This is a genomic window from [Actinomadura] parvosata subsp. kistnae, from assembly GCF_900323885.1.
In the GTDB taxonomy this organism is placed as follows: domain Bacteria; phylum Actinomycetota; class Actinomycetes; order Streptosporangiales; family Streptosporangiaceae; genus Nonomuraea; species Nonomuraea composti.
In genome coordinates, this window is sequence record NZ_OOHJ01000022.1 from 555,623 (window position 1) to 579,137 (window position 23,515).

At 73.9% G+C, this 23,515-nt stretch carries 21 protein-coding genes and 2 pseudogenes; 8 read left to right on the top strand and 15 right to left on the bottom strand.

All coding sequences use genetic code 11. The annotated features are described in order from the left end of the window. Positions 1-119: 119 nt before the first annotated feature. The 4 genes from KIS93_RS45300 to KIS93_RS45315 all read right to left on the bottom strand — a co-directional run bounded on the left by KIS93_RS45300 (position 120) and on the right by KIS93_RS45315 (position 3,989). Positions 120-953, bottom strand: coding sequence for a hypothetical protein (locus KIS93_RS45300; protein WP_080041473.1), 834 nt, complete (start codon positions 951-953; stop codon positions 120-122). A gap of 60 nt (positions 954-1,013) precedes the next feature. Then, the gene (locus KIS93_RS45305) at positions 1,014-2,384 is read right to left on the bottom strand and encodes a M14 family zinc carboxypeptidase (protein ID WP_230466545.1); all 1,371 of its coding nucleotides are present in this window, start codon (positions 2,382-2,384) and stop codon (positions 1,014-1,016) included. A 55-nt stretch (positions 2,385-2,439) separates the two neighbouring features. Then, positions 2,440-2,982: a hypothetical protein gene (locus KIS93_RS45310; RefSeq protein ID WP_155128261.1), complete on the bottom strand. Its 543-nt coding sequence runs from the start codon at positions 2,980-2,982 to the stop codon at positions 2,440-2,442. Positions 2,983-3,077: 95 nt separating this feature from the next. Further along, complete coding sequence (locus KIS93_RS45315) at positions 3,078-3,989, bottom strand: SDR family NAD(P)-dependent oxidoreductase (RefSeq protein WP_080041476.1); 912 nt, start codon at positions 3,987-3,989, stop codon at positions 3,078-3,080. A 36-nt stretch (positions 3,990-4,025) separates the two neighbouring features. Here KIS93_RS45315 and KIS93_RS45320 point away from each other — a divergent pair, with 36 nt between their 5' ends. Together KIS93_RS45320 and KIS93_RS45325 are read left to right on the top strand one after the other, a co-directional pair. After that, a complete protein-coding gene (locus KIS93_RS45320; protein WP_080041477.1) occupies positions 4,026-4,598 on the top strand; it encodes a TetR family transcriptional regulator in 573 nt (190 codons plus the stop codon). 639 nt (positions 4,599-5,237) lie between these two features. After that, complete coding sequence (locus KIS93_RS45325) at positions 5,238-6,365, top strand: acyltransferase family protein (RefSeq protein ID WP_080041478.1); 1,128 nt, start codon at positions 5,238-5,240, stop codon at positions 6,363-6,365. Here KIS93_RS45325 and KIS93_RS45330 read toward each other — a convergent pair. From KIS93_RS45330 to KIS93_RS45365, 8 genes and pseudogenes are all read right to left on the bottom strand, one after another. After that, positions 6,362-7,024 (bottom strand): TetR/AcrR family transcriptional regulator, encoded by a 663-nt coding sequence (locus KIS93_RS45330; RefSeq protein ID WP_080041479.1) that lies wholly within the window; start codon positions 7,022-7,024, stop codon positions 6,362-6,364. The two genes, KIS93_RS45325 and KIS93_RS45330, sit on opposite strands and share 4 nt — an antisense overlap. 33 nt (positions 7,025-7,057) lie before the next feature. Next, the gene (pcaDC, locus tag KIS93_RS45335; RefSeq protein ID WP_080041480.1) at positions 7,058-8,233 is read right to left on the bottom strand and encodes a bifunctional 3-oxoadipate enol-lactonase/4-carboxymuconolactone decarboxylase PcaDC; all 1,176 of its coding nucleotides are present in this window, start codon (positions 8,231-8,233) and stop codon (positions 7,058-7,060) included. Between the two features lie 271 nt (positions 8,234-8,504). After that, positions 8,505-9,449, bottom strand: a pseudogene (gene pcaB / locus KIS93_RS45340) (3-carboxy-cis,cis-muconate cycloisomerase); the annotation flags it as partial. A gap of 142 nt (positions 9,450-9,591) precedes the next feature. After that, the gene (pcaG, locus tag KIS93_RS45345; RefSeq protein ID WP_080041481.1) at positions 9,592-10,116 is read right to left on the bottom strand and encodes a protocatechuate 3,4-dioxygenase subunit alpha; all 525 of its coding nucleotides are present in this window, start codon (positions 10,114-10,116) and stop codon (positions 9,592-9,594) included. Further along, entirely contained in the window at positions 10,113-10,853 is a 741-nt protein-coding gene (gene pcaH / locus KIS93_RS45350; protein WP_080047082.1) for a protocatechuate 3,4-dioxygenase subunit beta, read from the bottom strand. Before pcaH ends, pcaG begins: the two co-directional genes overlap by 4 nt. A 4-nt stretch (positions 10,854-10,857) precedes the next feature. Further along, entirely contained in the window at positions 10,858-12,006 is a 1,149-nt protein-coding gene (locus KIS93_RS45355; RefSeq protein WP_080041482.1) for a thiolase family protein, read from the bottom strand. Positions 12,007-12,046: 40 nt separating this feature from the next. Further along, entirely contained in the window at positions 12,047-12,679 is a 633-nt protein-coding gene (locus KIS93_RS45360; RefSeq protein WP_080041483.1) for a CoA transferase subunit B, read from the bottom strand. Then, complete coding sequence (locus KIS93_RS45365; protein ID WP_080041484.1) at positions 12,676-13,455, bottom strand: CoA transferase subunit A; 780 nt, start codon at positions 13,453-13,455, stop codon at positions 12,676-12,678. Before KIS93_RS45365 ends, KIS93_RS45360 begins: the two co-directional genes overlap by 4 nt. A 128-nt stretch (positions 13,456-13,583) precedes the next feature. On the opposite strand from KIS93_RS45365, the gene KIS93_RS68495 reads away from it, so the two are divergent. Both KIS93_RS68495 and KIS93_RS45375 read left to right on the top strand, forming a co-directional pair. Further along, positions 13,584-15,131: an IclR family transcriptional regulator domain-containing protein gene (locus KIS93_RS68495; RefSeq protein WP_080041485.1), complete on the top strand. Its 1,548-nt coding sequence runs from the start codon at positions 13,584-13,586 to the stop codon at positions 15,129-15,131. A 20-nt stretch (positions 15,132-15,151) separates the two neighbouring features. Next, complete coding sequence (locus KIS93_RS45375; RefSeq protein ID WP_080041486.1) at positions 15,152-16,114, top strand: NAD(P)-dependent alcohol dehydrogenase; 963 nt, start codon at positions 15,152-15,154, stop codon at positions 16,112-16,114. 194 nt (positions 16,115-16,308) lie between these two features. Here the strand turns inward: KIS93_RS45375 and KIS93_RS45380 are convergent, their stop codons facing one another. Then, the gene (locus KIS93_RS45380) at positions 16,309-17,679 is read right to left on the bottom strand and encodes an FAD-binding oxidoreductase (protein ID WP_080041487.1); all 1,371 of its coding nucleotides are present in this window, start codon (positions 17,677-17,679) and stop codon (positions 16,309-16,311) included. A gap of 168 nt (positions 17,680-17,847) precedes the next feature. Here KIS93_RS45380 and KIS93_RS45385 point away from each other — a divergent pair. From KIS93_RS45385 to KIS93_RS45400, 4 genes and pseudogenes are all read left to right on the top strand, one after another. Further along, a pseudogene (locus KIS93_RS45385) lies at positions 17,848-18,240 on the top strand ((2Fe-2S)-binding protein); the annotation flags it as partial. 424 nt (positions 18,241-18,664) lie between these two features. Next, positions 18,665-19,669: an FAD binding domain-containing protein gene (locus KIS93_RS45390; RefSeq protein WP_080041489.1), complete on the top strand. Its 1,005-nt coding sequence runs from the start codon at positions 18,665-18,667 to the stop codon at positions 19,667-19,669. Then, positions 19,666-19,860, top strand: coding sequence for a hypothetical protein (locus tag KIS93_RS45395; protein ID WP_080041490.1), 195 nt, complete (start codon positions 19,666-19,668; stop codon positions 19,858-19,860). The genes KIS93_RS45390 and KIS93_RS45395 overlap by 4 nt, the downstream gene beginning before the upstream one ends. Further along, positions 19,857-22,037, top strand: a complete 2,181-nt coding sequence (locus tag KIS93_RS45400) for a xanthine dehydrogenase family protein molybdopterin-binding subunit (protein WP_080041491.1) — start codon at positions 19,857-19,859, stop codon at positions 22,035-22,037. The genes KIS93_RS45395 and KIS93_RS45400 overlap by 4 nt, the downstream gene beginning before the upstream one ends. A gap of 64 nt (positions 22,038-22,101) precedes the next feature. On the opposite strand, the gene KIS93_RS45405 is transcribed toward KIS93_RS45400, so the two are convergent. Both KIS93_RS45405 and KIS93_RS45410 read right to left on the bottom strand, forming a co-directional pair. Then, entirely contained in the window at positions 22,102-22,788 is a 687-nt protein-coding gene (locus KIS93_RS45405) for a phosphatase PAP2 family protein (RefSeq protein ID WP_080041492.1), read from the bottom strand. 11 nt (positions 22,789-22,799) lie between these two features. Beyond that, positions 22,800-23,345 carry a phosphatase PAP2 family protein gene (locus tag KIS93_RS45410; protein ID WP_246005462.1) on the bottom strand — a complete coding sequence of 182 codons (546 nt, stop codon included), beginning with the start codon at positions 23,343-23,345 and terminating at the stop codon, positions 22,800-22,802. Positions 23,346-23,515 lie beyond the last annotated feature (170 nt).

A 23,515-nucleotide genomic window follows, 5' to 3' on the forward strand; every position in this document is an offset into this window, starting at 1 on the left:
CGAAGGCGGGTGTCCTGGCTAAGAAGTCCGGGGTGTCGACATGCGGCCCAGTGTAGGCGGGCGTCGCGCCGGCCGGCCACGGATTTTCCGGCGGCCGGCGCGTGGTGCCGTGATGTGCGCTAGTTCCAGATGCCCGGAACGCCGGCGGGCACGTCGCCCTTGACCTCGGCGCGGTCGATGACGTCACCGCGCAGCGGGAGGTTCACCGTGACCTCGCGGCCCCAGTCGCTGAACCGGGTGTCGGACTCGACCTGGACCGTGGTCTTGGCCACGGGCAGGGTGGCCTTGACCGCCACGCGCCGCACCAGGCCCTTGTCACCGAAGTACAGCGTGTAGGAGATCTTGCCGGTCTTGAAGCGCGTCCCGTAACGGGAGGCGAACGGCTGGGAGACGGCGGCGAGCTTGGCGGGCTTGATGGTGCCCTTGAGGATGCCGTCCTTCCAGGAGGAGCGGGCCGCCACGAGCGCCTTGAGCGTGGCCGGGTCGAGGACCTCGACGAGGAGGTTGCTCGGCGGCTGCTTCACGCCCGTGTAGCGGACGTGGGCGGCGTTCTGGGTGAGCAGCGTCTGCTCGACGACGGGGCCCGAGACGTAGCTCACGCTGCCGGAGGAGATCAGCCGCACGGGGCCGGCCTGAAGGCCCTCGGTCTCCTTCGGGCTCGACTTCTTCATCTCGCGCAGCAGCTTGTCGCTGTACTGGACGGTCTGGCCCAGGTCGGACGCGACGGGGCCGCGCGAGCCGAGCCCGAACGTGCCGTCCACGGCGGAGGTGACGACCCGGTCGCCCGGGTAGGTGATCTTCGCCGTCGCCTGGAGGTTGACGGCGCGGCCCGGCGCCAACTCGGCCTTCAGGGCCGTGACCGGGTCGGAGGCGGAGGCGGCGGCCTGCGCGGGCATGGCGGTGAGCTGCACCATGCCCGCGACCACGGCGACACCGACGATGGATCGCTTCATTGGTTTCCTTGGGAACGGTCCGGAAAGACGCGATCAATCTGGTGCATTCCGGATCTTCCGTCAAGCTGAGGCGGCTGGAGTGGTCATCGCCTGCCGCGCGCCGGCCAGGATCGCGCCGTACTGGATGGCCACCAGGTGCCGGATCGGGATCGTCTCGTTCGAGGCGCCCGCCTCGGCCTCGGCGCACCACCGGTCGTACGTGCGCGCCAGCTCGCGCGCCTGCGCGCGGATGGCCGGCCGGACGTTGCCCACGGCCAGCTCGCCCTCCAGCGCCCGCAGCAGCATCCCGCCGAACCTGAGCCGCGCGCTGTGCACCGTGTCGCGGCAGGAGGCCACCTCGGCGACGGTGGCGGGCCGCTCGTTCTCCGGCGCCGGCGCGCGGACCGCGTGCGTGGCGGCCGTCCCGGCCAGCATCGGGATGAACGAGCGGGTGGCCCGCAGGAACGGCGAGCTCGTGGACAGCTCGGGCGTGACCGCCGCGAGCACGCCGTCCAGGAGCTCCGAGGTGGCCGTCAGCCGCGCCGCGAGCTCGGTCAGCACGTCACGGTACGTCCGCCCGGTCGGCGTGGTGTCGCCCGCCGAGGCGTCCGTCCAGTACGGGATCTCGGCCGTCAGGCCCAGCGTGCCGTACTTCCTGACGTAGGAGTCGCTGGAGGCGCCGCCGACGTGCTCCACCGGGTCCTGGCCGAGCGCCTCGGCGTAGTCGTAGACGTCCTCCATGCTCGGGGTGAGGTAGAAGGCCGGCTCCAGCTGCTTGACGGACGGGTGCTCGGCCTCGCCGGCGTGCAACGGCACCCCGTACCGGCCGGGCAGCTCCCGCAGCACGGCCTGCAGCTCCGGCTCCGGGCGGTTGAGGTAGTAGAAGACGCCGCCGGACTCGCCGTTGTGCAGGGTGGTCAGGAAGGCCGGCCTGGTCTCGTCGATGAGCCGCATCAGGGCCAGCGTCTCGGGCAGCACACGGTCGAAGTAGGCCCGCTTGTACGCGAACGGGAACGTCCACTCGACCTGCTCGTCACCGGCCGGGCGGTAGAAGTGCCTGCCGTAGTGCGCCCGCGTGAAGGGGCCCGCGAACCAGCCCTCGTTGAGCCGGGTTCCGTCGGGGTCGAGGCAGCCGACGATGTGCCACGTGCAGCCCTCGGCGCGGCGCAGCCCCGCGTCCGCGCACAGGCGGCTCGCCAGGTGGGTGACGGTCAGGCCGCCGATGGGCTCGTTCGGGTGCGGGCCTGCGGCGACGACCGCGTGGCGGGGGCCGTCGCCGACGGTGAGGCAGAGCATCGGGTCGCCGAGGCGGGACGTGCCGATCCTGCGCAGCGTGGCGACCCCGGGGTGATCGTCCGCCAGGCGGGCGAGCCGCTGGTGCACCTCGTCCACCGTGGCGAACGTCTTGTGGTCGGGGACGGTGTCGAGCTCTGCTGCAAGGCGATCGGGCACATCCAAGTGTGCACACATTTCGTACGCTTTGTCCGCAGGCTCGACCCTTGGTGGATCAGGCCGGGAAGTCCTTCGGGTTGACCGAGCTCGTCCCCGCGTTGCCGCCCCTGACCGGGTTCAGCGTCAGGGACCAGCCCGGGATCCTGGTGGCGGTCGTCCGGTACTTCAGCTTGTCGTTGAAGCGCTGGTAGACCGCGTTGCGCGTGAACCTGCCCTTCGACCGGCTGAAGTGAGTGCCGGTGGTGAAATAGATCCGGTACGTGCCGTCCCTGACGTCGGTGACGGTGGCTGTGGACCTGGCGCGCACGTAGATGCTGATCGCCTTCGTCCTGCCCCTGACCAGGATGACGACGCCGTCCTGGGAGAGACCGTTCCTGATCTTCAGCCGGCCCTGGCCGCCGCTGATGCGGTCGTAGAGGATCGTGCCGTTGCGCGGGCGGGCCAGCGCCGCCGTCTGGGCCGTGACCGTCACCGGCGTGACGACGGAGCCGGTGGTGGCCACACCCGCGGCGGGGGACGCGACGATCAGCCCGCCCGCCAGCGCCACCGCCGCCACGACCCCGGCGCGCACGGCCGTTCCTTCGAGAAGCCTCTTCACAGAACATCTCCTTCGGGACGCATGGTCACGGCAAAGATAGGGTCAAACCGGTCCGCTCCGATACCTGGAATGTGGCAGGGGCATCGGTCGCCTCGTCACGCCGGAGAGACACCCCCGAGGACCGGCGCGCTCAGCCTGACGCACAGCTCCCAGACGGCCTCCTGAGCGGCCGGATCGAGCGCCGGGGCGGGCAGCGGCCTGCGGCGGCACCGGCCATCGACGTAGGCGCCGCTCACGCCGTCCAGGTCGGGGCTCGTGGCCGCGTACACGCTGGACCGGGCCGACCTGGTGAGGTCGGACAGGAACAGCGGCGCGATCACCTTCAGGACCAGCGGCGCGATCGGCCGGTAGGCGATCGGGAACGCGCGCAGCGGCGTGGCCCGGTTCATCGGGGTGTGGCCGTGGCCGGGGTAGACCACGTTCGCCGTCACGCCGGAGCCGCGCAGCCGGGCGGCCAGGCGGTGCGTCATCGCCATCGTCATCGTCTTGGTGTGGTTGTAGTGGCTGAACGTCCAGCCGAGGTAGCGGCGCTCGCCCAGCAGGTTGCCGGGGTCGATGGGGCCGCCCGGGATGCCGCCGGTGAGGTTGACGACGCGCGCGGCCGGCGCTCGTTCGAGCAGCGGCAGCAGGAGGTGCGTGAGCGTGAACGGGGCCAGCACGTGCGCCGCGAACATCCGCTCCACGCCGTCGGCCGTCAGCGTGCGGGCGGGCAGGTTGACGCCCACGTTGTTCACCAGCACGTCGAGCCGGTCGTGCCGCTCGCCGACCGCTTCTGCCAGACGCCGCAGCCCGTCGAGCGTGGTCACGTCGGCGGAGACGGCGTGCACCCGGTCATGCCCGGCGCTGTCCCTGATGTCCTGTACGGCGCGGAGCCCGCGCTCGCGATCGATCCCGACGACGACCACCGACGCCCCACGCTCGGCCAGGGCGCGGGCCGTCTCCTTGCCGATGCCGCCGGTGCCGCCGGTGACGAGCGCCACACTGCCACTTCTGTCATTCGGTGTCATGAATGGCACTATACGCCTTCCACTACACTCCGGCGCATGGCCGGGTTGAGAGAACGCGCGCGGCGGGCCGTCCAGGCCGAGCTCGCCGCCGTGGCGCTGGAGCTGTTCACCGAGCGGGGCTTCGACGAGGTCACCGTCGACGACATCGCCCGCGCCGCCGGAGTGTCCAAGCGGAGCTTCTTCCGCTACTTCCCCGCCAAGGAGGACGCCGTGTTCGGCGGCGTCCAGGTCATGGGCGACGACATCGCCGACCAGCTCACCGCCCGCCCGGCCGGCGAGCCGCCCTGGGAATCACTGCACGCGGTGCTGCGGGACTGGGTCGCCCGCATCGACGCGGAAAGCCGCGCCACCCTCCGCCTGATCGAACGCACCCCGTCCCTGCGCGCCCGCTTCCAGCAACGCCGCGAGGAAGCCCGCTCCCGCATCGCCGCCGCCCTGGCCGCCCGCGCCAGCCTGGACCCCTTCACGGCCGACCTCCTGACGTCAGCCGCGGGCGCCGCCGTCGACTGCGCCTCCCGCGAATGGCTCCGCCGCGGCCCCGACGCCGACCCCGCCCACCTCCTCGACACCGCCTTCACCCACCTCCGCCCCGCCTGCACCACCCCCTGACCCCGCCCTTTCCCGCCCCCTCCTGCGCCAGGTCTGGGGCGGGCCGCCGTCCGCGTTGCGCCGGACACGCCCGCACCACGTCTCGCCGACGCGGCGCCGAGAAGGCGGGGGCGAGCGGTCCGGCGGGGCACGCCAGCCGAGCACGGCCCTCGCATGGCACAGCACCCCCGCGTGGCACGGCAGCCCCGCCCGGCACGGCACCCCCGCGCGGCACGGCACCCCCGCGTGGCACGGCACCCCCGCGTGGCACGGACCCCGCGCGGCACGGCACCCCCGCGTGGCACGGACCCCGCGCGGCACGGCACCCCCGCGTGGCACGGACCCCGCGCGGCACGGCAGCCGGCGCGGCGCATGCGGGCGCGCCCCCGTGGGCCCGGCGCGGCACGCCACCTGCGCCCCTCGCCACGCCAGTGCCTTGCCGCCCGCTCGCGCTCCGGCCGGTCTGGGGCGGGCCGCCGTGCGCGTTGCGCCGGGCACGCCCGCACCACGCCTCGCCGACGCGGCGCCGAGAAGGCTAAGGCGGGCGGTGCGGTGCGAGCACGGTGGCTGGGTGCGGCACGTCGCCTGCGCCCCTGACCCCTCCCCGGCCGGTAGCCCGCCGTCGTTCGCTATGTCCGGATATGGCCTAGACTGCGGCAGATGTTTCCGGCCCCCGTCCGGCTGGCCTGGTTGGATGCCCTGCGGGGGCCCGCTGCGCTGGCCGTCACCATGCACCACGCCGGCTGGACGTTCCTTCCGGGCGTCTGGGCGGAGGTGGATCGGCGGATCGATCTCGGGTCCTGGGGTGTGCTGGTGTTCTTCCTGGTCAGCGGGTACATCATTCCGGCCTCGCTGGAGCGGCAGGGTGATCTGCGGGCCTTTTGGGTGGGGCGGGGCTTTCGGCTGCTGCCGCTGCTGATCCTCGCCTGCGGTCTCGCGCTGGTGCTCGCCGCCGCCGGCTTGCTGCCGGGGCCGAAGGGGTTGGGTGAGCGGCCGTGGCCCCTGGTCGTGCTGGGGAATGTCACGATGCTGCAGGAGCTGCTCAACCTGCCGGCCGTGATCAACGTGACCTGGACGCTCTCGTACGAGATGGCGTTCTATCTGGTGAGCGTGGCGCTGTTCGCGGCGCGGCAGGCGCACCGGTCGGCGGGGATCGCCGCCGTTCTGGCGGTGGCGGCGGTGCCGTTGGGGCTGCTGCTGCCCAAGGCGACGATCGGCGGCCGGGCCGATCTGGTCGCCGCCGTGCTCGGGGTCGCGGTGGTGGTGGCGATCGCGGTGACCGTGCTGGGTGCGGGGAGGGCGCGGACGGTGGCGGCGGTCGCGGGCGGGCTGCTGGGGCTGGCGCTGGTGGTGCTGGGGAGCAGGGGCGGCACGTGGCAGGGGGTGATCATCCTGGCGACGATGTTCGCGGGGACGGCGATCCACCGGGCCGAGCGGGGGACGATCTCGTGGCGGGCCGCGGGGCTGGCGGTGGCGCTGGTGGTGGGGTGCGGGATCCCGGCCAAGGACGATCCGGCGTGGGTGCTGGCGATCGTGCTGGCGTTCGGCGCGTTCGGGCTGGCGTACGCGCTGCGCGGCCGCACGTTCCCGCGCTGGCTGCCGTGGCTCGGGACGATCAGCTTCTCCGTCTACCTGCTGCACCCGATCCTGCTGTACGTGCTGCCGGACCTGCCGTCGTTCCTCCTGGCGCTGATCCCGCTCAGCGCCCTGACCTACCGCTGGATCGAGATCCCGGCACAACGGCTGGGCAAGCGCCTGCGCCAGGGGCGGGGAGCGGGCCTGCGCTAGGGGCGGGGGGCGGCGCCGTTGCCGCACAGGTAGGCGACGATCATCTCGCCGACCATGCGCCGCTGCCTGGCCCGGTGCTCGGCGGCGGTCATGTCGCGGCCGAACAGCGCGCCGAACGTGTGCTGGTTCGCCACCCGGAAGAAGCAGAACGCGCTGATCATCATGTGCACGTCGATGGCGTCGGCCTCGGTGACGAAGTCGCCCGACTCCTGGCCGGCGTCGAGGATGCGGGAGATCAGGTCGAGCACCGGCGTGCCGAGGTTGGCCAGGACCTCGGACTTGCGGATGTGCTCGGCCTGGTGGATGTTCTCGATGGCGACGAGCTGGATGAACTCGCGGTGCGCGTCGTGGTGGTCGAAGGTCAGCTCCGCCAGCGTGCGGATGGCCTCGACGGGCGCCAGGTGCTCGACGTCGACCGTGCGCTCGACCTCGCGCACCTCGGCGTACGCCTTCTCCAGGACGGCGATGTAGAGCCGTTCCTTGCTGCCGAAGTAGTAGTAGATCATGCGCTTGGTGGTGCGCATGCGGGCCGCGATCTCGTCCACGCGCGCCCCCGCGTAGCCGTAGCGGGCGAACTCGCGCTGCGCGACCTCCAGGATCTCCGCCTTGGTGCGGTCGGCGTCCCGCTGGCGTTCGGTGGTGGCGGGGGGCGAGGTCATTCGCTCATCATAGGCGGGCCCGCGGGGTGGCGGTCATGACGGGCTCTCCTCGTTCAGGACGCGCCGCGGCTCTCCTCGTTCAGGACGCGCCGCGGCTCTCCTCGTCCAGGACGCGCCGCGGCCCTCCTCGTCCAGGACGCGCTGCGCGACGGCGAACGCGGCGTTGGCCGCCGGGACCCCGCAGTAGATGGCGCTCTGCAGCAGGACCTCGCCGATCTCGTCGGGGGTGAGGCCGTTGCGCAGCGCGGCGCGTACGTGCATGGCCAGCTCGTCGAGGTGGCCGCGGGCGACGAGCGCGGTGAGCGTGACGCAGCTGCGGGTGCGGCGGTCGAGGCCGGGGCGGGTCCAGATCTCGCCCCAGGCGTAGCGGGTGATGAGGTCCTGGAAGTCCCGGGTGAAGGGCGTCGTACGGGCGACGGCGCGGTCCACGTGCGCGTCGCCGAGCACTTCGCGCCGCACCCGCATGCCGGGCACGGCCGGCAGGTGGGCGAGCAGCGCCTCGGTGACGCGTTCGGGCTGGTCGGCGGGGGCCAGGTGGGCGGCGCCGGGCAGCTCGACGAGCGTGGCGCCGGGGATGCCGTCGGCCAGCTCCCTGGCGTGGGCCGGGGGCGTCGCCGGGTCGTCGCGGCCGGCCACCACGAGGGTCGGGACGGTGATCGCGGCGAGGTCCGCACGCAGGTCGTAGGCCGCCAGCGCGTCGCAGCAGGCCGCGTACCCTGCGGGGTCGGCGGCGGCCAGGTCGTCCAGCAGCGCCTGGACGGGGGTCCGCGCGAACCAGCGGCGGGCCGTGGCCTCCAGCAGCGGCGCGGTGCCCTCCGCGCGGACCAGCTTCGCCCGCTCGTGCCAGGACGCCGGGTCGCCGAACCGGGCGCTGGAGCAGATCATGGCCAGCGAACGCAGCCGCCCGGGGTGGCGGGCCGCCAGCGTGGCGCCGATCGCGCCGCCGATGGAGACGCCCGCGTAGTGGAAGGTGTCCATGCCCTCGGCGCTCGCCACGTCCAGGACCAGGGCGGCCAGGTCGTCCATGGTGCTCGCCGGGAGCGTCGGCGAGTCGCCGTGGCCGGGCAGGTCGAACCTGAGCACCCTGAACGTGCGGGCCAGCGCCGTGATCTGCGGGTCCCACAGGCGGGTGGAGGTGCCGAGCGAGGGGGCGAGGATCAGCGGCTCGCCGTGCTCGGGGCCGTCCAGGCGGTAGTGCAGCAGCTGCATCGGTGCGGTGCCTATTCGTGTTCGTGTCGATCGGAGTGTCCGGCCCTGGCCGTGCGGTCGCGGTCCACGAGGGCGGGGGCGTGCGGTCGCCGTCCGTGCGGTCGCGGTTCACGAGCGCATCGTCCGTGAGGGCGTGGTCCACGAGGGCCGGGGCCGGGCCCGGGGTGCCGGGGATGGTGAGGTTGGCGGCCATGCGGTCCGGGTGCACGCGCAGGTCCGCGACCAGCTCGGCGGCGTCGCGGGCGGCGCCGGCCACCAGGCGGAGGGACTCGCGCAGCGGCTGCCACTCGGCGTGCCACGCGCCGGACGGGCGTTCGTCCTCGGCGGCGAGCGAGCCGTACAGGATCGCGGCGAGCGGCGGAACCTGGCGGGCGGCGGCGGCGATCATCGTGGCCCGGACCGGGTTGTGCTTGTGCGGCATCGACGACGACCCGCCGCCGACGCCCTCGGACAGCTCGCCGACCTCGGTGCGCGAGAGCACGAGCACGTCGGCCGCCAGCTTGCCCAGCGCCCCCGCCGTGAACGCGAGCGCCCCGGCCAGGTCGGCGACGGGGGTGCGCAGGACGTGCCACGGCAGCACCGGCTCGGCCAGCCCCAGCTCGGCGGCGAACCGCCCGGGCAGCCGCAGCACCACGTCGACGTCCGTGCCCTCGGGCTGGAAGGCGGCCAGGGTGCCGGCCGCGCCGCCGAGCTGCGCCGGGAGGGCGTCGATGGCGGCGGACAGGCGGATGCGGGCGTCGGCGGCCAGCTTGCGCCAGCCCGCCGCCTTCAATCCGAACGTCGTGGGGACGGCCTGCTGGGTGAGCGTCCTGGCGGCCATCGGCGTGTCGCGGTGCGCGGCGGCCAGGGCGGTGAGCCGCTCGACGACCCGGCCGAGGTCGTCCAGGACCGGGCCGAGCGTGCGGCGGGCGACGAGCATGAGGGCGGTGTCGACGATGTCCTGGCTGGTCGCGCCCCGATGCACGTACTCGCCGTAGGGGCCGGCGGCCTCGCGCAGGTCCTGGACGAGCGGGATGACCGGGTTGCCGCCGGAGTGGGATCGCGTCACGAGGCCGGGGAGGCTGACCGCGCCGGGGCGGCAGGCGGCCGCCACCGCTGCCGCCGCCTCGGCCGGGACCAGGCCGAGGGCCGCCTGGGCGCGGGCCAGCGCGGCCTCGGCGTCCAGCATCGCCTGGAGCACGGCGGCGTCGCCGGTGGCCTCGGCCGCGCCCCGCATGGGGGCCAGCAACCCGAGATCCGCCGCCGCCCCGGAGCCGGCGGGACGCAGGCCGAGGTCCGCTGGCTCGGAGCCGCCAGCCCGCGGCTCGGGCTGAGGCTCGAAGCGCCGCTCGGGATCCGGCTTGAGATGCTGCTCGGGATCACCCGAAGTCAAGGAAGACCGTCTCCTTCTCGCCCTGCAGATGGATGTCGAACCGGTACACCCCTTCGCGCTCCTCCGCCGCCACGAGCGTCTGCCGCCGCTCCGGCGGGAGCGAGTCGAGGAAGGCGTCCTGCCCGAGGTAGATGCGGGTGAACAGGTGGTGCAGCAGCCCGCGGGCGAAGACGCACACGCTGATGTACCCGTTCGGCGGCACGACCGTGCGCAGCGTCCAGTGCCCGTCGAGATCGGTGGCGACGCGGCCGAAGCCGGTGAAGCGCACGCCGTCGCGCCCCAGGATGGCCCCGTTGGTGGGGTCGCGGCGCAGGGTGCCGGGCGCGCCGGCCAGGGAGCCGTGCTCGTCGGCCTGCCAGAACTCCAGGAGCGCGTCGGGGACGGGGTCGCCAGCGCCGTCGTAGACGTACCCGTGCACGGCGATCCCACCGGTGGCGAGGTCACCGCCGCCGGGGAACGGCAGCGCGTACCCGTAGAACGGGCCGACGGTCTGCGAGGGGGTGGGGTTCAACGGCCTTCCTCCATCCAGGTCGCGGTGGGCCCGTCGAGCACGATGTCCCACCGGTAGCCGAGCGAGAACTCGGGCTCGGACAGGTCGTGCACGTAGTCGGCGATGAGCCGCTGCCGGGCGCGCTCGTCCGTGACCGACTGCATGATCGGGTCGTACGGGAACAGCGGGTCTCCAGGGAAGTACATCTGGGTCACCAGCCGCTGGGTGAAGGCCGTGCCGAACAGCGAGAAGTGGATGTGCGCCGGGCGCCAGGCGTTGAGGTGGTTGCGCCACGGGTACGGGCCGGGCTTGATCGTGGTGAACAGGTAGTTGCCGTCGTCGTCGGTCAGGCAGCGGCCGACGCCGGTGAAGTTGGGGTCGAGCGGCGCCGGGTGGTCGTCGCGCTGGTGCAGGTAGCGGCCGGCGGAGTTGGCCTGCCAGATCTCGACGAGCTGCCCGCGCACGGGGCGGCCCTGCCGGTCGAGGACGCGCCCGCGCACGGTGATGCGCTCGCCCAGCGGCTCGCCCAGGTGCTGCTTGGTGAGGTCGTTGTCGAACGGGGTCACGTCGCTGACGCCGAACACCGGCCCCGTCAGCTCGGCCGCCTCGGGGTCCTTGATCGCGACGAGCGGCTGCTTGGGGTGGCGGAGCAGGGTGCTGCGGTAGGGGGCGTAGTCGCGGGCCGGGTGGTCGCCCGGCTCGCCGGCGCGGGCCGCGATCTCCTGATCGATGTCGGCCTGCTTGAGGGGTTCGGACATCACGCTACCTTTCGAGTACGACGGCCAGCCCTTGGCCGACGCCGATGCAGAGACAGGCGAGACCGAGGCCGGAGCCGGCGGCGGCCAGCCGGTGGGCGACCGCGCCGGTGACGCGGGCGCCGGAGGCTCCGAGCGGGTGGCCGATCGCGATGGCGCCGCCGTCGGGGTTGACGATCGCGGGGTCGAGGTCGGGCAGCTCGGCCAGGCAGCCCAGCACCTGGGCGGCGAACGCCTCGTTCAGCTCGGCCGTGTCGAGGTCGCCGAGCCGCTTGCCCGCCTTGGCCAGCGCCTTGCCGGCCGCTTCGACGGGGCCGAGCCCGAAGTAGCGGGGCTCCAGCGCGCTGACCCCGGTGGCGACAATCCTGGCCAGGGGCTCGCGCCCGCGCAGGCCGGCCTCGTCGGTCAGCAGCAGGGCGGCGGCGCCGTCGTTGAGCGGGGAGGAGTTGCCGGCGGTGACGGTGCCGCCGTCCTTGCGGAAGGCGGGCTTGAGCTTGGCCAGCGCCTCCAGCGAGGTGTCGTGGCGGATGCCCTCGTCGCGGGTCACGCCCGCGATCGGGACGATCTCCCGCTCGAACGACGCCTTGGCCGCCTTCTGGTGGCTGGCCAGCGCGAACGCGTCCTGCTCAGCCCGGCCGATGCGGTGCTTGTCGGCGATCAGCTCGGCGCCCTCGCCGAGGGCGACCGTGTGCTCGGCGGGCATGGCGGGGTTGACCAGCCGCCAGCCGAGCGTGGTGGAGACCAGCTCCTGACCGCCCGCCGGGAACGCCTTGTCGGGCTTCGGCAGCACCCACGGGGCGCGGGTCATCGACTCGACGCCGCCGGCGATCACGGTGGAGGCGTCGCCGAGCGCGATCGCGCGGTACGCCTGGATGACGGCCTCCATGCCGGAGCCGCACAGGCGGTTGACCGTGACGCCGGGTGTGGTGACGGGCAGGCCGGCCAGGATGGCGGCCATGCGGGCGACGTTGCGGTTCTCCTCGCCGGCGCCGTTGGCGTTGCCGAGGACGACCTCGTCGGCGGTCTCCAGGCCGTTGCGTTCGGCCAGCGCGGCGATGACGTGGGCGGCCAGGTCGTCGGGGCGGATCTTCGACAGGGCGCCGCCGTAGCGGCCGAAGGGGGTGCGTACGGCATCGACGATGTAAACGTCTTTCACGCTGCGGTCACCTCCTCCGCTGAGACGATGCGAACGTTCCTCATGCCGCGATCACCTCCGCGCCGGTGCGCTCGCGCACCTCGTCCACGCTCACTCCGGGCGCGCGCTCCACCAGCGCGAGCCCCCGCTCGGTCACGTCGAGCACGCCGAGGTCGGTGATGATCCGGTGCACGCACTCCTTGCCCGTCAGCGGCAGCGAGCACTCCTCGACGATCTTCGGGGAGCCGTCCTTGGCATTGTGGTCGGTGATCACGATGACCTTGCGGGCGCCGTGCACCAGGTCCATGGCGCCGCCCATGCCCTTGACCAGCTTGCCGGGCACCATCCAGTTGGCCAGGTCGCCGCGCGCCGACACCTGCATGGCGCCGAGCACGGCCACGTCGATGTGGCCGCCGCGGATCATGCCGAACGACAGCGAGGAGTCGAAGAACGACGCCCCGGGCAGCACGGTGACCGTCTCCTTGCCGGCGTTGATCAGGTCGGGGTCGAGGTTGTCCGGCGTCGGGTACGGGCCGACGCCGAGGATGCCGTTCTCCGAGTGCAGCACCACGTCCACGCCGGGCGGCAGGAAGGAGGGGATGCGGGTGGGCAGGCCGATGCCGAGGTTGACGTAGTCGCCGTCGCGCAGCTCGGCCGCCGCGCGGGCGACCATCTCGTCGCGGGTCCAGCTCATGCGGTGATCGTCCCTTGTGCCTGGGGGTCGGAGACCGTGCGCCGTTCGATACCCTTGTCGGCGGCCTGTTCGGGGGTCAGGACGAGCACGCGCTGCACGAAGACGCCCGGCAGGTGCACCTCGTCGGGGTCGAGCTCGGTCAGCTCCTCGACCTCCGCGACCGTGACGCGGCCCGCCATGGCGGCCAGCGGGTTGAAGTTCCTCGACGCCTTGTTGAAGACCAGGTTGCCGTACCGGTCGCCCTTGGCCGCGCGGACCAGCGCGAAGTCCGTACGGATGCCGTGCTCCAGCACGTACTGGCGGCCGTCGAACTCCCGCACCTCCTTCGGCGGCGAGGCGAGCGCGATCGAGCCGTCGGGGTGGTGGCGCAGCGGCAGGCCGCCGTCGGCGATCGGCGTGCCGACGCCGGCGGGCGTGTAGAACGCGGGGATGCCGCTGCCGCCGGCGCGCAGCCGCTCGGCCAGGCTGCCCTGCGGCGTCAGCTCGACCTCCAGCTCGCCGGACAGGTACTGGCGGGCGAACTCCTTGTTGTCGCCGATGTAGGACGCGGTGACGTGGGCGATGCGGCCGGCCGCCAGCAGGATGCCGAGGCCGCCGCCGTCGACGCCGCAGTTGTTGGAGACGACGGCGAGGCCGGTCACGCCGGTGTCGTACAGGGCCTTGATCAGCACGTTGGGGATGCCGCTGAGGCCGAAACCGCCGACGGCGAACGACGCGCCGTCGTGCACGCCGGCCAGCGCCTCCGCGGCCGTGGCGACCACCTTGTCTCTGGGCACGACGCTCCGTTCGTGACGTGTTCGCTCTGCGAACTTTAGTTCATTATGATGATGTGCTCCAGTATGTGGAGCGGGGCACGGGCTGTCAAAGGTCCCTGTCGTGCCCGTTTTGCGGTGAGGAGCAGCCCATGGAAGCGGCCGGAACCCTGGAGCGTGGCCTCGCCGTGCTGCGCGCGCTGGCCGCCGACCCCCGCCGGCCCGTGCGGGCCACGGACCTGGTGCGCGCGACCGGCCTGGCCAGGTCCACCGTGGACCGCGTGCTCGCCACGCTCGCGCACCTCGGTTACGTACGGGCGGAGGGCCGCGACGTGCAGCCCGCGCCGCGCCTCATGGAGCTGGGCGAGGCCTACCTCGCGGGCGGCGGCCTGCGTGACGCGCTCGCGCCCCTGGCCGGACGCCTGGCCGACGAGCTCGACGAGTCCGTGTCGCTGGCCGTCCCCGACGGCGACGGGGTGCGCTTCATCGTCCAGCGCACCCGCCGGCGCACCATGTCGGTCACCTTCCGGGTCGGCGACCTGCTGCCCGCCTCCCGCTGCGCCGCCGGCCTGGCCCTGCTCGACCCCGCCGCGCCGTGGGCGGAGGACGACCAGCTCATCGAGCCGGGGCTGATCGCGGTGGCGATGCCCGTACGGGACAGGGCGGGGCGGGCGGTGTGCGCGGTCAGCGTCGTCAGCCACACCAGCCGGCACACGGTGGCCGGGCTGCGCGAGCACTGCCTGGGCGCGCTGCGCAAGACGGTCGCCGAGATGGAGGCGGCGCTGGCCGGACGCCTGCCGTCCCCTACGGAGGCGGCGCCCGTGCCGTCCCCTAGGGAGGCCGGACCTCTGCCTTCCCCTTTGGCGGCGGAGACCCTGTCGTCTCCGCCGGGCGCCACCGGTGTCGATCCGTCCCGCGCGGCCAAGCAGGAGCTCGGCATGGGCTTCCTGCAGTCGCTCGCCCGCGGCCTGGCCGTCATGGTCGCGCTCGGCACCGCGCCGGGCGGCCTGACCCTCGCCGACTGCGCCAAGGCCACCGGCCTGCCTCGCGCGACCGTCCGGCGAGCGGTGCAGACCCTGGAACGCCTCGGCTACGCCGGCGCCGCCGGTGGGGGCCGCTTCGTGCTGCTGCCCCGGGTGCTGGAGCTCGGGTACGCGGGCCTGTCCGGGCTGACGATCGGCGAGATCGTGCAGCCGCACCTGGCCGACCTGGTGGCCCGCGTGCGGGAGTCGGCGTCCGTGGCGGTGCTGTCGGGCGACGACGTGATGTACGTGGCCAGGGTCCAGACGGTCAGCCTGATGAGCATCAACATCACGGTGGGCACCCGGTTCCCCGCGTACGCGACCTCCATGGGCCGGGTGCTGCTGGCCGAGCTGCCCGACGAACGGCTCGCCACCATCGAGCCCCGCCCCCTGTCGCCCAGAACGGTCACCTCGCGCACGGAGCTGCGCGCCCTGCTGCGCCAGGCCGCCGCCGACGGGTACGCCCTCGTGGACCAGGAGCTGGAGGAAGGCGTGCGGTCCATCGCCGTGCCGATCCGCGACCGCACCGGACGCACCGTGGCCGCCGTCAACGTCGCCACCCACGCCGGCCGCGCCACCAACGACACGCTGCTGCGCGACGTCCTGCCCGAGCTGCGGAAGGCGGCCGCCCGCATGGAAGCCGATCTCGCCCACGTGCGCACCGCCACCGACGGGTGATCGGTGGCTAGAATCCGGGCATGAAAGCCGCAGTGCGCGCCCGATACGGCCCGCCGGAAGTGGTGAGCGTTTCAGAGGTCGAAAAGCCGGCCCTCAAAGACGGTGACGTGCTCGTCCGCGTACGCGCGACGACCGTCAACCGCACGGATTGCGCGATGCGCGCCGCCCAGCCATTCATCTGGCGATTCATGACGGGGCTCGTCAGGCCGCGCATCCCCGTTCTCGGCACCGAATTCGCCGGCGACGTCGAAGCGGTGGGCAGCGGCGTCACCGCTTTCAAACCGGGCGACAAAGTGTTCGGTTACAACGACGCGCGGTTCGGGGCGCACGCACAATACATGGTGATCCCGGCGGGCGGCACCCTCGCGCCGCTGCCGGAGGGCCTCACGTACGAGGAGGCCGCACCCGCCACCGAAGGCTCCCACTACGCGCTGGCGCTGATCACCGGCGCCCGGGTGCGTGCCGGCCAGGACGTGCTGGTGTACGGCGCGACCGGCGCCATCGGCTCGGCCGCCGTGCAACTGCTCAAAAGCGTCGGCGCGAACGTCACCGCCGTCTGCGGCCCCGAACACCTCGACCTGGTACGCCGCCTCGGCGCCGACAAAGCCGTCGACTACACCGCCACCGATTTCACCGCCGACGAGCAGAAATACGACGTCGTCATCGACGCCGTCGGCAAGAGCACATTCGGGCGGTGCCGCCGGTTGCTGAAGCCGCGCGGCAGCTTTCTCGCCTCCGACGTCGGGCCCTTATGCCAGAACCTCGTCCTGGCGGTCGTCACCCCGTTGTTCGGGGGGCGGCGGGTGCGGTTTCCGTACCCTCGGCATGACGCGGGAATGGCGCGGCATTTCAAGGAGCTCATCGAGTCCGGCGCGTTCCGGCCGGTCGTCGACCGGCATTACTCCCTCGACCAGATTCTCGACGCCTACCGTTACGTGGAGACGGGGCAGAAAACGGGGAACGTCGTCATCACGGTCCCCTGACCCCGATCATGCCGACCGCCGAGACCTGGGCGGACGGGGACCGCGACATCATGTGCGCGGTCTACCGCCGCACCGGCCGCCTGTCAGGATCGGTCCTGCCCTGACGCCGCCCACCTGCCGGAGGCCGGGGGCCGTCCCGGCACCGCGCGCCTCACGGGCCCGGTGCTTCCCTGAACGTGCACAAGCGCTGCGGGTCAGATGACCTTGCCGGGGTTGAAGATGCCGGCCGGGTCGAGGGCCGACTTGATCGCGCGGTGCAGCGCCAGCACGTCCTCGCCCAGCTCGGCCCGCATCCCGCGCTTCTTCAGCAGCCCGACGCCGTGCTCGCCGGTGACGGTGCCGCCGAGCGCGACGGCGTCGTCGAGGATCGACTCGAACGCCTGCTGCGCCCGCTCCCGCGCCTCCTCGTCGCCGGCCGGCACGACGATGAGCGGGTGCAGGTTGCCGTCGCCGGCGTGCGCGATGTTGGCGATGTGCACGTCGTGCGCCTTGGCGTGCGCCTCGATGCGGGCCAGCATCTCTGGGACGAGGCCGCGCGGCACGCACACGTCCTCGGTGAGCACGGGCCCGAGCCGTTCGAGCGCCGGGTAGGCGAGCCGGCGGGCGGCGAACAGCGCCTCGGCCTCCTCCGCGTCGGTGGAGCGGGTGCTGAAGACGGCGCCGGCCGCGTCGAAGCACGCCTGCAGCGCCGCCGCCTCGCTCTCGTCGCCGGTGTCGATGCGGCCGAGCAGCAGGACGTCGCCGAGGTCGGCCAGGCCCATGTTCTTCCAGTCGTCCACGGCCCGCAGGCAGTAGCGGTCCACCAGCTCCAGCGCGGACGGCGTGATGCCCGCTCTGGCCACCGCCGCCACGCCCTCGCCCGCCGCGACCAAGGAGTCGAACGCGCCGACGACGGTCTTCGGCGGGGCGGCCGGCAGCCGGAGCAGCCGTACGGTGATCTCGGTGATCACGCCCAGCGTGCCCTCCGAGCCGACGAACAGGCCGGCCAGGTCGTAGCCGGCCACGCCCTTCCTGGTGCGCCGGCCCAGCGTGATCAGCTCTCCCCTGCCGGTGACGACCTTCATGCCGAGGACGTAGTCGCGGGTCACGCCGTACTTGACGCAGCACACGCCGCCGGCGTTCGTGGCCGTGTTGCCGCCGATCGTGGACCAGGGCGAGCTGGCCGGGTCGGGCGGGTACCACAGTCCGTGCCCGGCTGCGGCGGCCCGGAGGTGGTCGTTGATCACGCCCGGCTGGACGACGGCGAGCTGCTCGGCCGGGTCGATCTCCAGGATGCGGTCCATGCCGTCGAGGGCGAGCAGCACGCAGCCGTCCACGGCGTTCGCCCCGCCGGACAGGCCGGTGCCGGCGCCGCGCGGCACGATCGGCACGCCGTGCTCGGCGCAGGCGGCGACGACCGCGCGGACCTGCTCGGCGTCCTGCGGCTTGACCAGCGCGACCGGCGTGCCGGCCGGAGCCCAGGCGGCCTGGTCGCGGGCGTAGGCGCCGATGACGTCGGCGTCGAGGACGATGCGACCGGGTGGCAGGGCGGCGGACAGCGCGTCGATGAAGGGCACGAGCAGCACGGTAACAACCCTCCTGAGGGTCGAGGGTCGTGGGACGCGGGTCGCGCGGCGCGGGTCGCCGGTCGCGCGGCGCGGGTCGCGGGTCGCGCGGTGTCCGGGAGCATTCTTGACCGGGCCTTATCCCGTCATATGGGGATAAAAACGGCGCTCGGCACTAGCGTGGCGCGTATGACCTCGGAGGTAGCGACCGAGCTCACGGTCAACGGTGAGGCCGTCCGCCTCGACCTCGACCCGCGGGAGTCGCTGCTCGACGTCCTGCGCGAGCGGCTGGGCCTGACCGGGTCGAAGAAGGGCTGCGACCACGGGCAGTGCGGCGCCTGCACGGTCCATCTGGACGGGCGGCGCGTCGTGTCCTGCCTGCTGCCCGCCGTGCAGGCGAACCATCGGTCCGTACGGACGATCGAGGGCGTCTCCGGAGCCGATGGGGGCCTGCATCCGCTCCAGCAGGCGTTCGTGGACCATGACGCGCTGCAGTGCGGCTACTGCACGCCCGGGCAGGTCATGTCGGGGCTGGCCTGCATCGCCGAGGGCAACGCCGGGGACGACGACGAGATTCGCGAGCACATGAGCGGGAACCTGTGCCGGTGCGGGGCGTACACGGGCATCCTGGCGGCCATCCGCGCCGCCGCCGGAAGATCCGACGAGACGGCCGCGAAGCCTGAGGGGATGACCGGCGAGCCCGGCGGGCGGGCCGACGAGCCCGGCGGGCGGGCCGACGAGCCCGGCGGGCGGGCCGACGAGCCGGCGGGCGGGCCGACGAGCCCGGCGGGCGGGCCGACGAGCCCGGCGGGCGGGCCGACGAGCCCGGCGGCGGGCCGACGAGCCCGGCGGGCGGGCCGACGAGCCCGGCGGGCGGGCCGACGAGCCCGGCGGGCGGGCCGACGAGCCCGGCGGGCGGGCCGACGAGCCCGGCGGGCGGGCCGGGGAGCCGGGCGGGCGGGCCGGGGAGCCTGGCGGTGCGTGCGGGCGGCGGGAGGGCTGAGGGGTGCGGCCGTTCGCGTACGCGGTGCCCGCCACCCTCGACGAGGCCCTGCGCGCCCTGTCCGAGGCGGGCCCCGGCGCGAAGCTGCTGGCCGGCGGCACCACGCTCTACGACCTGATGAAGCTGGACGTCGAGACCCCGCCCGCCGTCGTGGACATCCGCGCGCTGCCCGAGCTGGCCGGCGTCGACACGGCGGGGGCGAGCGAGCTGTCGTTCGGGGCGGGGGCGCCGATGGCGGACGTGGCGGCGGACCCGGTGCTGCGGCGCGACTATCCGGCGCTGGCGGAGTCCCTGGCCAAGGCCGCCTCCCAGCAGTTGCGCAACGTGGCGACGGTCGGCGGGAACCTGTTGCAGCGCACCCGCTGCCCCTACTTCCGCGGCGGCCTCGCCTTCCCGTGCAACAAGCGGCGGCCGGGCAGCGGGTGCGCGGCGATCGGCGGCCTCGACCGCGGCCATGCCCTGCTCGGGGGCAGCGACGCGTGCATCGCCACGTACCCGGGTGACTGGGCGGTCGCGCTGATCGCGTTCGACGCGATCCTGGACGTGGCGGGGCCGCGCGGCTCCCGCACGCTCCCTCTCGCGGGCCTGCACGTCGAGCCGGGCGACCGGCCGGACCGGGAGCACACGCTGGCCTGGGACGAGATCGTCACGCGCATCCGCGTGCCGGTCACCGCCGCCGGGCGCGGATCGACGTACCACAAGGTGCGGGATCGGGAGTCGTACGCGTTCGCGCTGGCCTCGGCGGCGGTGGCGGTCACGCTGGGCGCGGGCGGGACGGTCGAGGAGTGCCGCGTGGCCGTGGGCGGCGTGGCCACCCGGCCGTGGCGCTGCCACGAGGCGGAGCGGGAGCTGGTGGGGGCGGTGCTCGACCGGGGCAGCGCGCGGCGGGCCGGGGAGACCGCGTTCGCGGAGGCGCGCCCGGGCAGGCAGAACGCGTTCCGGATCGAGCTGGGCGTGCGCACGGTTGCCGAGGCGCTGCGCATCGCCGGGGAACGGGCCGAGCGATGACCAGCCGCGAGGACGAGGGGCGCGGCCGAGCGATGACCAGCCGCGAGGACGAGGGGCGCCGCCGGACGATGACCGGCCGCGAGGGCGAGGGGAGCGGCCGGACGATGACCGGCCGCGAGGGCGAGGGGAGCGGCCGGACGATGACCGGTCCCGAGGACACCACGACTCCGATGGGAGCGGCGCGACGATGACGAACGCGGAGATGCCTCGCGTCGGGGCGCGGGAGAAGGTCACCGGGGCGGCCCGGTACGGCGCCGACCACACGCCGCCCGGCGTCGCGTACGCCATGCCGGTCGTCGCGACCGTCGGCAAGGGCCGGATCACCCGCCTCGACACCACTGCGGCCGAGGCGGTCTCCGGTGTCCTGCTGGTCCTGTCGCACCTCGACGACCTGGGCATCGTCCCGGCGGGTTACATCATGGCCGGCGGCTACGCGTTCCAGAGCCTGCAGCCGCTGCTGGACGATCGGGTCGCGTACCGGGGGCAGCCGATCGCGCTGGTGGTGGCGGACACGCTGGTGGCCGCGGCGGAGGCGGCGGGGCTGGTGCGGGCGGTGTACGAGGAGGAGCCGTTCGCGGTGGAGCTGGACGCGGCCGGCACCGAGACGGTGCTCCAGGAGGAGGCGCTGCCGCTGCCGTTCCTGGCCGACGTGGTCGTGGGCGACGCCGACGGCGCGTACGAGCGCAGCCCGCTGCGCGTGGACGCCGTCTACGAGGCGGGACCGCAGCACCAGGTGCCGATGGAGCTGATCGGCGGCGTCGCGGAGTGGCGCGGGGACACGCTCGTCGTCCACGAGGGCAGCCAGAGCGTGGGCGCGCTGCGCGGCGGCCTGGCCCGCCAGCTCGGCCTCGACCCGGACCGGGTGGAGGTGATCGCCCCGTACGTGGGCGGCGGGTTCGGGCAGAAGAACTCGTTGCAGCCGCATCTCGCGCCGCTGGCGGTGGCGGCCCGCCGGCTGGGCCGTCCGGTGAAGCTGGTGCTGCCGCGCGCCGACACCTTCCACGCGGCCAGTTTCCGGCCGGTGAGCCGGCACCGCGTGCGGCTGGGCGCGGACCGCTCGGGCCGGCTGCTGGCCGCGATCCACGAGGTGGACCAGCAGGCGTCCCGCCACGACCTGCTGCCCGCCAGCTACACGGAGATCACCTCGCGGCTGTACGACATCAGGAACTTCCGCGGCCGCCAGCGCCACGTCCGCACCGACGTGCAGACGCCGGGGTACATGCGCGCGCCGTTCGAGCATCCGGCCGCGTTCGCGCTGGAGTCGGCGGTGGACGAGCTGGCGCACGCGGCCGGCCGCGACCCGGTGGAGCTGCGCCTGGCCAACGACGCGGTGAAGGATCCGGTGACGGGCAAGCCGTTCTCGTCCCGGCACCTGGCGGCGTGCCTGCGGCGGGGCGCGGAGCTGTTCGGCTGGGCCGGCCGTTCGCCGGATCCCTGCTCGATGCGGGCGGCCGACGGGACGCCGGTGGGCTGGGGCGTGGCGGCGGGGGCGTACCCGGCGATGACGGTGCCGGTGCTGGCCCGCGTGCGGGCCGGCGCGGACGGCGGGGTGCTGGTCGAGGCGGGCGGGCACGAGATGGGGCAGGGCATGACGTCCGCGCTGGTCAGCGCGGTGGCGCAGGACCTGGGGATCGGCGCCGGCTCCGTGCGGGCGGTGGTGGGCGACACCCGGGTGGCGCCGCACCACTTGACGGCGGGCGCGTGGGGCACCCACAGCACGCTGCTGGCCGTCCACGCCGCCCTGCGTGAGCTGCGCGAACGCCTGGGCGTGCCGCCGGAGGGCCCCGTGGACGTGGCCGCCGCCGTCGCGGCGACCGGCGAACGCGAGGTGGTGACCGAGGCGGTCACCCGGGGGCCGGGCCAGCCGCCCGAGGCGGTCGACCGCATGCGCGCGGGGCTGGTCGCCCCGGACGGCCCCGACTATCCCGATCACGTCGCTTTCAGCTTCGTCGCGCATTTCGTGGAGGTACGGGTGGAGCCGGCGGCGCCGCGCGTCCGGGTGTCCCGGGTGGTGAGCGTGGCCGACTGCGGCCGGGTGGCCAGCCCCGTCACTGCGGACGCCCAGGTGCGCGGCGCGGTCGTGTGGGGCATCGGCGCGGCGCTGAGCGAGCACAGCGAGGTCGATCCCCGCTTCGGCGGCTTCCTCAACGCCGACCTGGCCGACTACGTGATCCCGGTCAACGCCGACGTCGGCGCGATCGAGGTGGACTTCATCGGCGAGCCGGACCTCACGCTCAACCCGATGGGCGTCAAGACGCTCGGCGAGGTGGCGCTGGTGGGCGTCGCCCCGGCCATCGCGAACGCGGTCTTCCACGCCACGGGCCGCCGCCCCCGCCGGCTGCCGATCCGGATCGAGGACCTGCTGTAGCCTCAGAGCCCCGCTCGTACGGCCGGTTGTCGTTCAGAGGGCCGCTCGTACGGCCGGCTGTAGTTCAGAGCCCCGCCCGTACGGCCGGCCGGGACGAGCCGGGCGCCTTTCCCGCGGCCGGGCGGCGCAGGATCGCCCACGCGGCCATCACGACGCAGCCGGCGCCGAGCAGCAGCCCCCACATGACGTCGGTGAGGAAGTGCATGCCCCGGTAGAGCCGGGAGAAGCCGACGATCAGCGGCGCGGCGACGGCGGGCGTCCAGATGGCCACCCGCGCCACCGTGCCGCGCACGCGCGAGGCGAGGACGACCGCGACCCCGCAGTAGAACCCGACGGCGGCGCTGACGTGCCCGGAGGGGAAGCTGGAGGTGGGCGGCGCCGGGTCGAGGTGCGGCACGGGCGGGCGGTGCCGGCCGACGACCTCGGTGGTCGCGAGGAAGACCAGCGACTGGCTCCACACGGCGGCCACGAGGAAGATCGACTCTCGCCACCGGTGCAGCCACAGCCGGAACACGATCGCGGTCACCGCCGTGAGCGCCACGATGTACGGCGTGTCGGACAGGCTGCTGCCGAAGTCGGTCACCGCGTTCCAGAACGGGTCGCGGCCGGCGGCCAGCGCCCGGCTCACCGCCGCCTCCCCGGTGGGCCAGGCCAGGATCGCCTGGCCCGCGCCGTACGTGACCGCCGCCATCAGCAGCATGGGCGATAACAGGGTCAGCCCGTAATACTTCAAATCCTCTGCTCTGACCATGAAGCACCCCTTCACTCGCGAAGCGCCCGCACCGACTCGGGCTCCACTCCCTCTGCCACCGGCGAGGCGGGCCTGCGGCCCTGGTCCCGCCGCCACGTCTCGAACGCCGCCGCCGTCGCGGCGATCACCGCCACCCCCAGCACGAGCCCCGCGACCACGTCGCTCACCCAGTGCACGCCGAGCGCGATCCTGGTGTAGCCGACCGACAGCGCCAGGAAGGCCGCCACCGCCCAGGCCACGCGCCGCCCCCAGCGGGGCAGCACGGGCAGCAGGAGCAGGACGATCACGCCGGCGCCGAGCGTCGCGTTGACCGTGTGCCCGGACGGGAAGCTGTCGCCCGGGGCCAGCGCCACGGGGTCCGGCAGGTGGGGCCGCGCCCTGGCGACGATCACCTTGACCGCCAGCCCGAGCAGCCCGCCCACGGTCACGGTGGTGACGGCCCAGAGCGCCGCCCGTTTCGCGCCCTTGAGCAGCAGCCAGGCGGCGCACGCCACGACGGCGATCCGCCACGGCCACGGCCCGAACACGTCCGTCCACACGAGGAGCACCCTGGTCACGCCGGGGTGCTCGAGCGCGTACGCGTGCAGGTCGGCGGCGACTCCCGCGTCCAGGTCGTTGAGCGGCCGCTTGGCGACGACGAGCAGCAGGCTGAAGGGGATGAGGATGAGCCACGCGGCGAGACCGGCCAGGGTCAGCCGCGGCCCCAGGCCGCGGGCCCGAGCCGGCC

Excerpts from the sequence above, each read along its gene's own strand:
- KIS93_RS45360 (WP_080041483.1), bottom strand. The coding sequence starts at position 12,679 with ATGAGCTGGACCCGCGACGAGATGGTCGCCCGCGCGGCGGCCGAGCTG.
- KIS93_RS45300 (WP_080041473.1), bottom strand. The coding sequence starts at position 953 with ATGAAGCGATCCATCGTCGGTGTCGCCGTGGTCGCGGGCATGGTGCAG.
- KIS93_RS68495 (WP_080041485.1), top strand. The coding sequence starts at position 13,584 with ATGGAAGCGGCCGGAACCCTGGAGCGTGGCCTCGCCGTGCTGCGCGCG.
- KIS93_RS45405 (WP_080041492.1), bottom strand. The coding sequence starts at position 22,788 with ATGGTCAGAGCAGAGGATTTGAAGTATTACGGGCTGACCCTGTTATCG.
- KIS93_RS45400 (WP_080041491.1), top strand. The coding sequence starts at position 19,857 with ATGACGAACGCGGAGATGCCTCGCGTCGGGGCGCGGGAGAAGGTCACC.
- KIS93_RS45395 (WP_080041490.1), top strand. The coding sequence starts at position 19,666 with ATGACCAGCCGCGAGGACGAGGGGCGCGGCCGAGCGATGACCAGCCGC.
- KIS93_RS45330 (WP_080041479.1), bottom strand. The coding sequence starts at position 7,024 with ATGACCTCGCCCCCCGCCACCACCGAACGCCAGCGGGACGCCGACCGC.
- KIS93_RS45315 (WP_080041476.1), bottom strand. The coding sequence starts at position 3,989 with ATGACACCGAATGACAGAAGTGGCAGTGTGGCGCTCGTCACCGGCGGC.
- pcaDC (WP_080041480.1), bottom strand. The coding sequence starts at position 8,233 with ATGCAGCTGCTGCACTACCGCCTGGACGGCCCCGAGCACGGCGAGCCG.
- pcaH (WP_080047082.1), bottom strand. The coding sequence starts at position 10,853 with ATGTCCGAACCCCTCAAGCAGGCCGACATCGATCAGGAGATCGCGGCC.
- KIS93_RS45375 (WP_080041486.1), top strand. The coding sequence starts at position 15,152 with ATGAAAGCCGCAGTGCGCGCCCGATACGGCCCGCCGGAAGTGGTGAGC.
- KIS93_RS45325 (WP_080041478.1), top strand. The coding sequence starts at position 5,238 with ATGTTTCCGGCCCCCGTCCGGCTGGCCTGGTTGGATGCCCTGCGGGGG.
- KIS93_RS45320 (WP_080041477.1), top strand. The coding sequence starts at position 4,026 with ATGGCCGGGTTGAGAGAACGCGCGCGGCGGGCCGTCCAGGCCGAGCTC.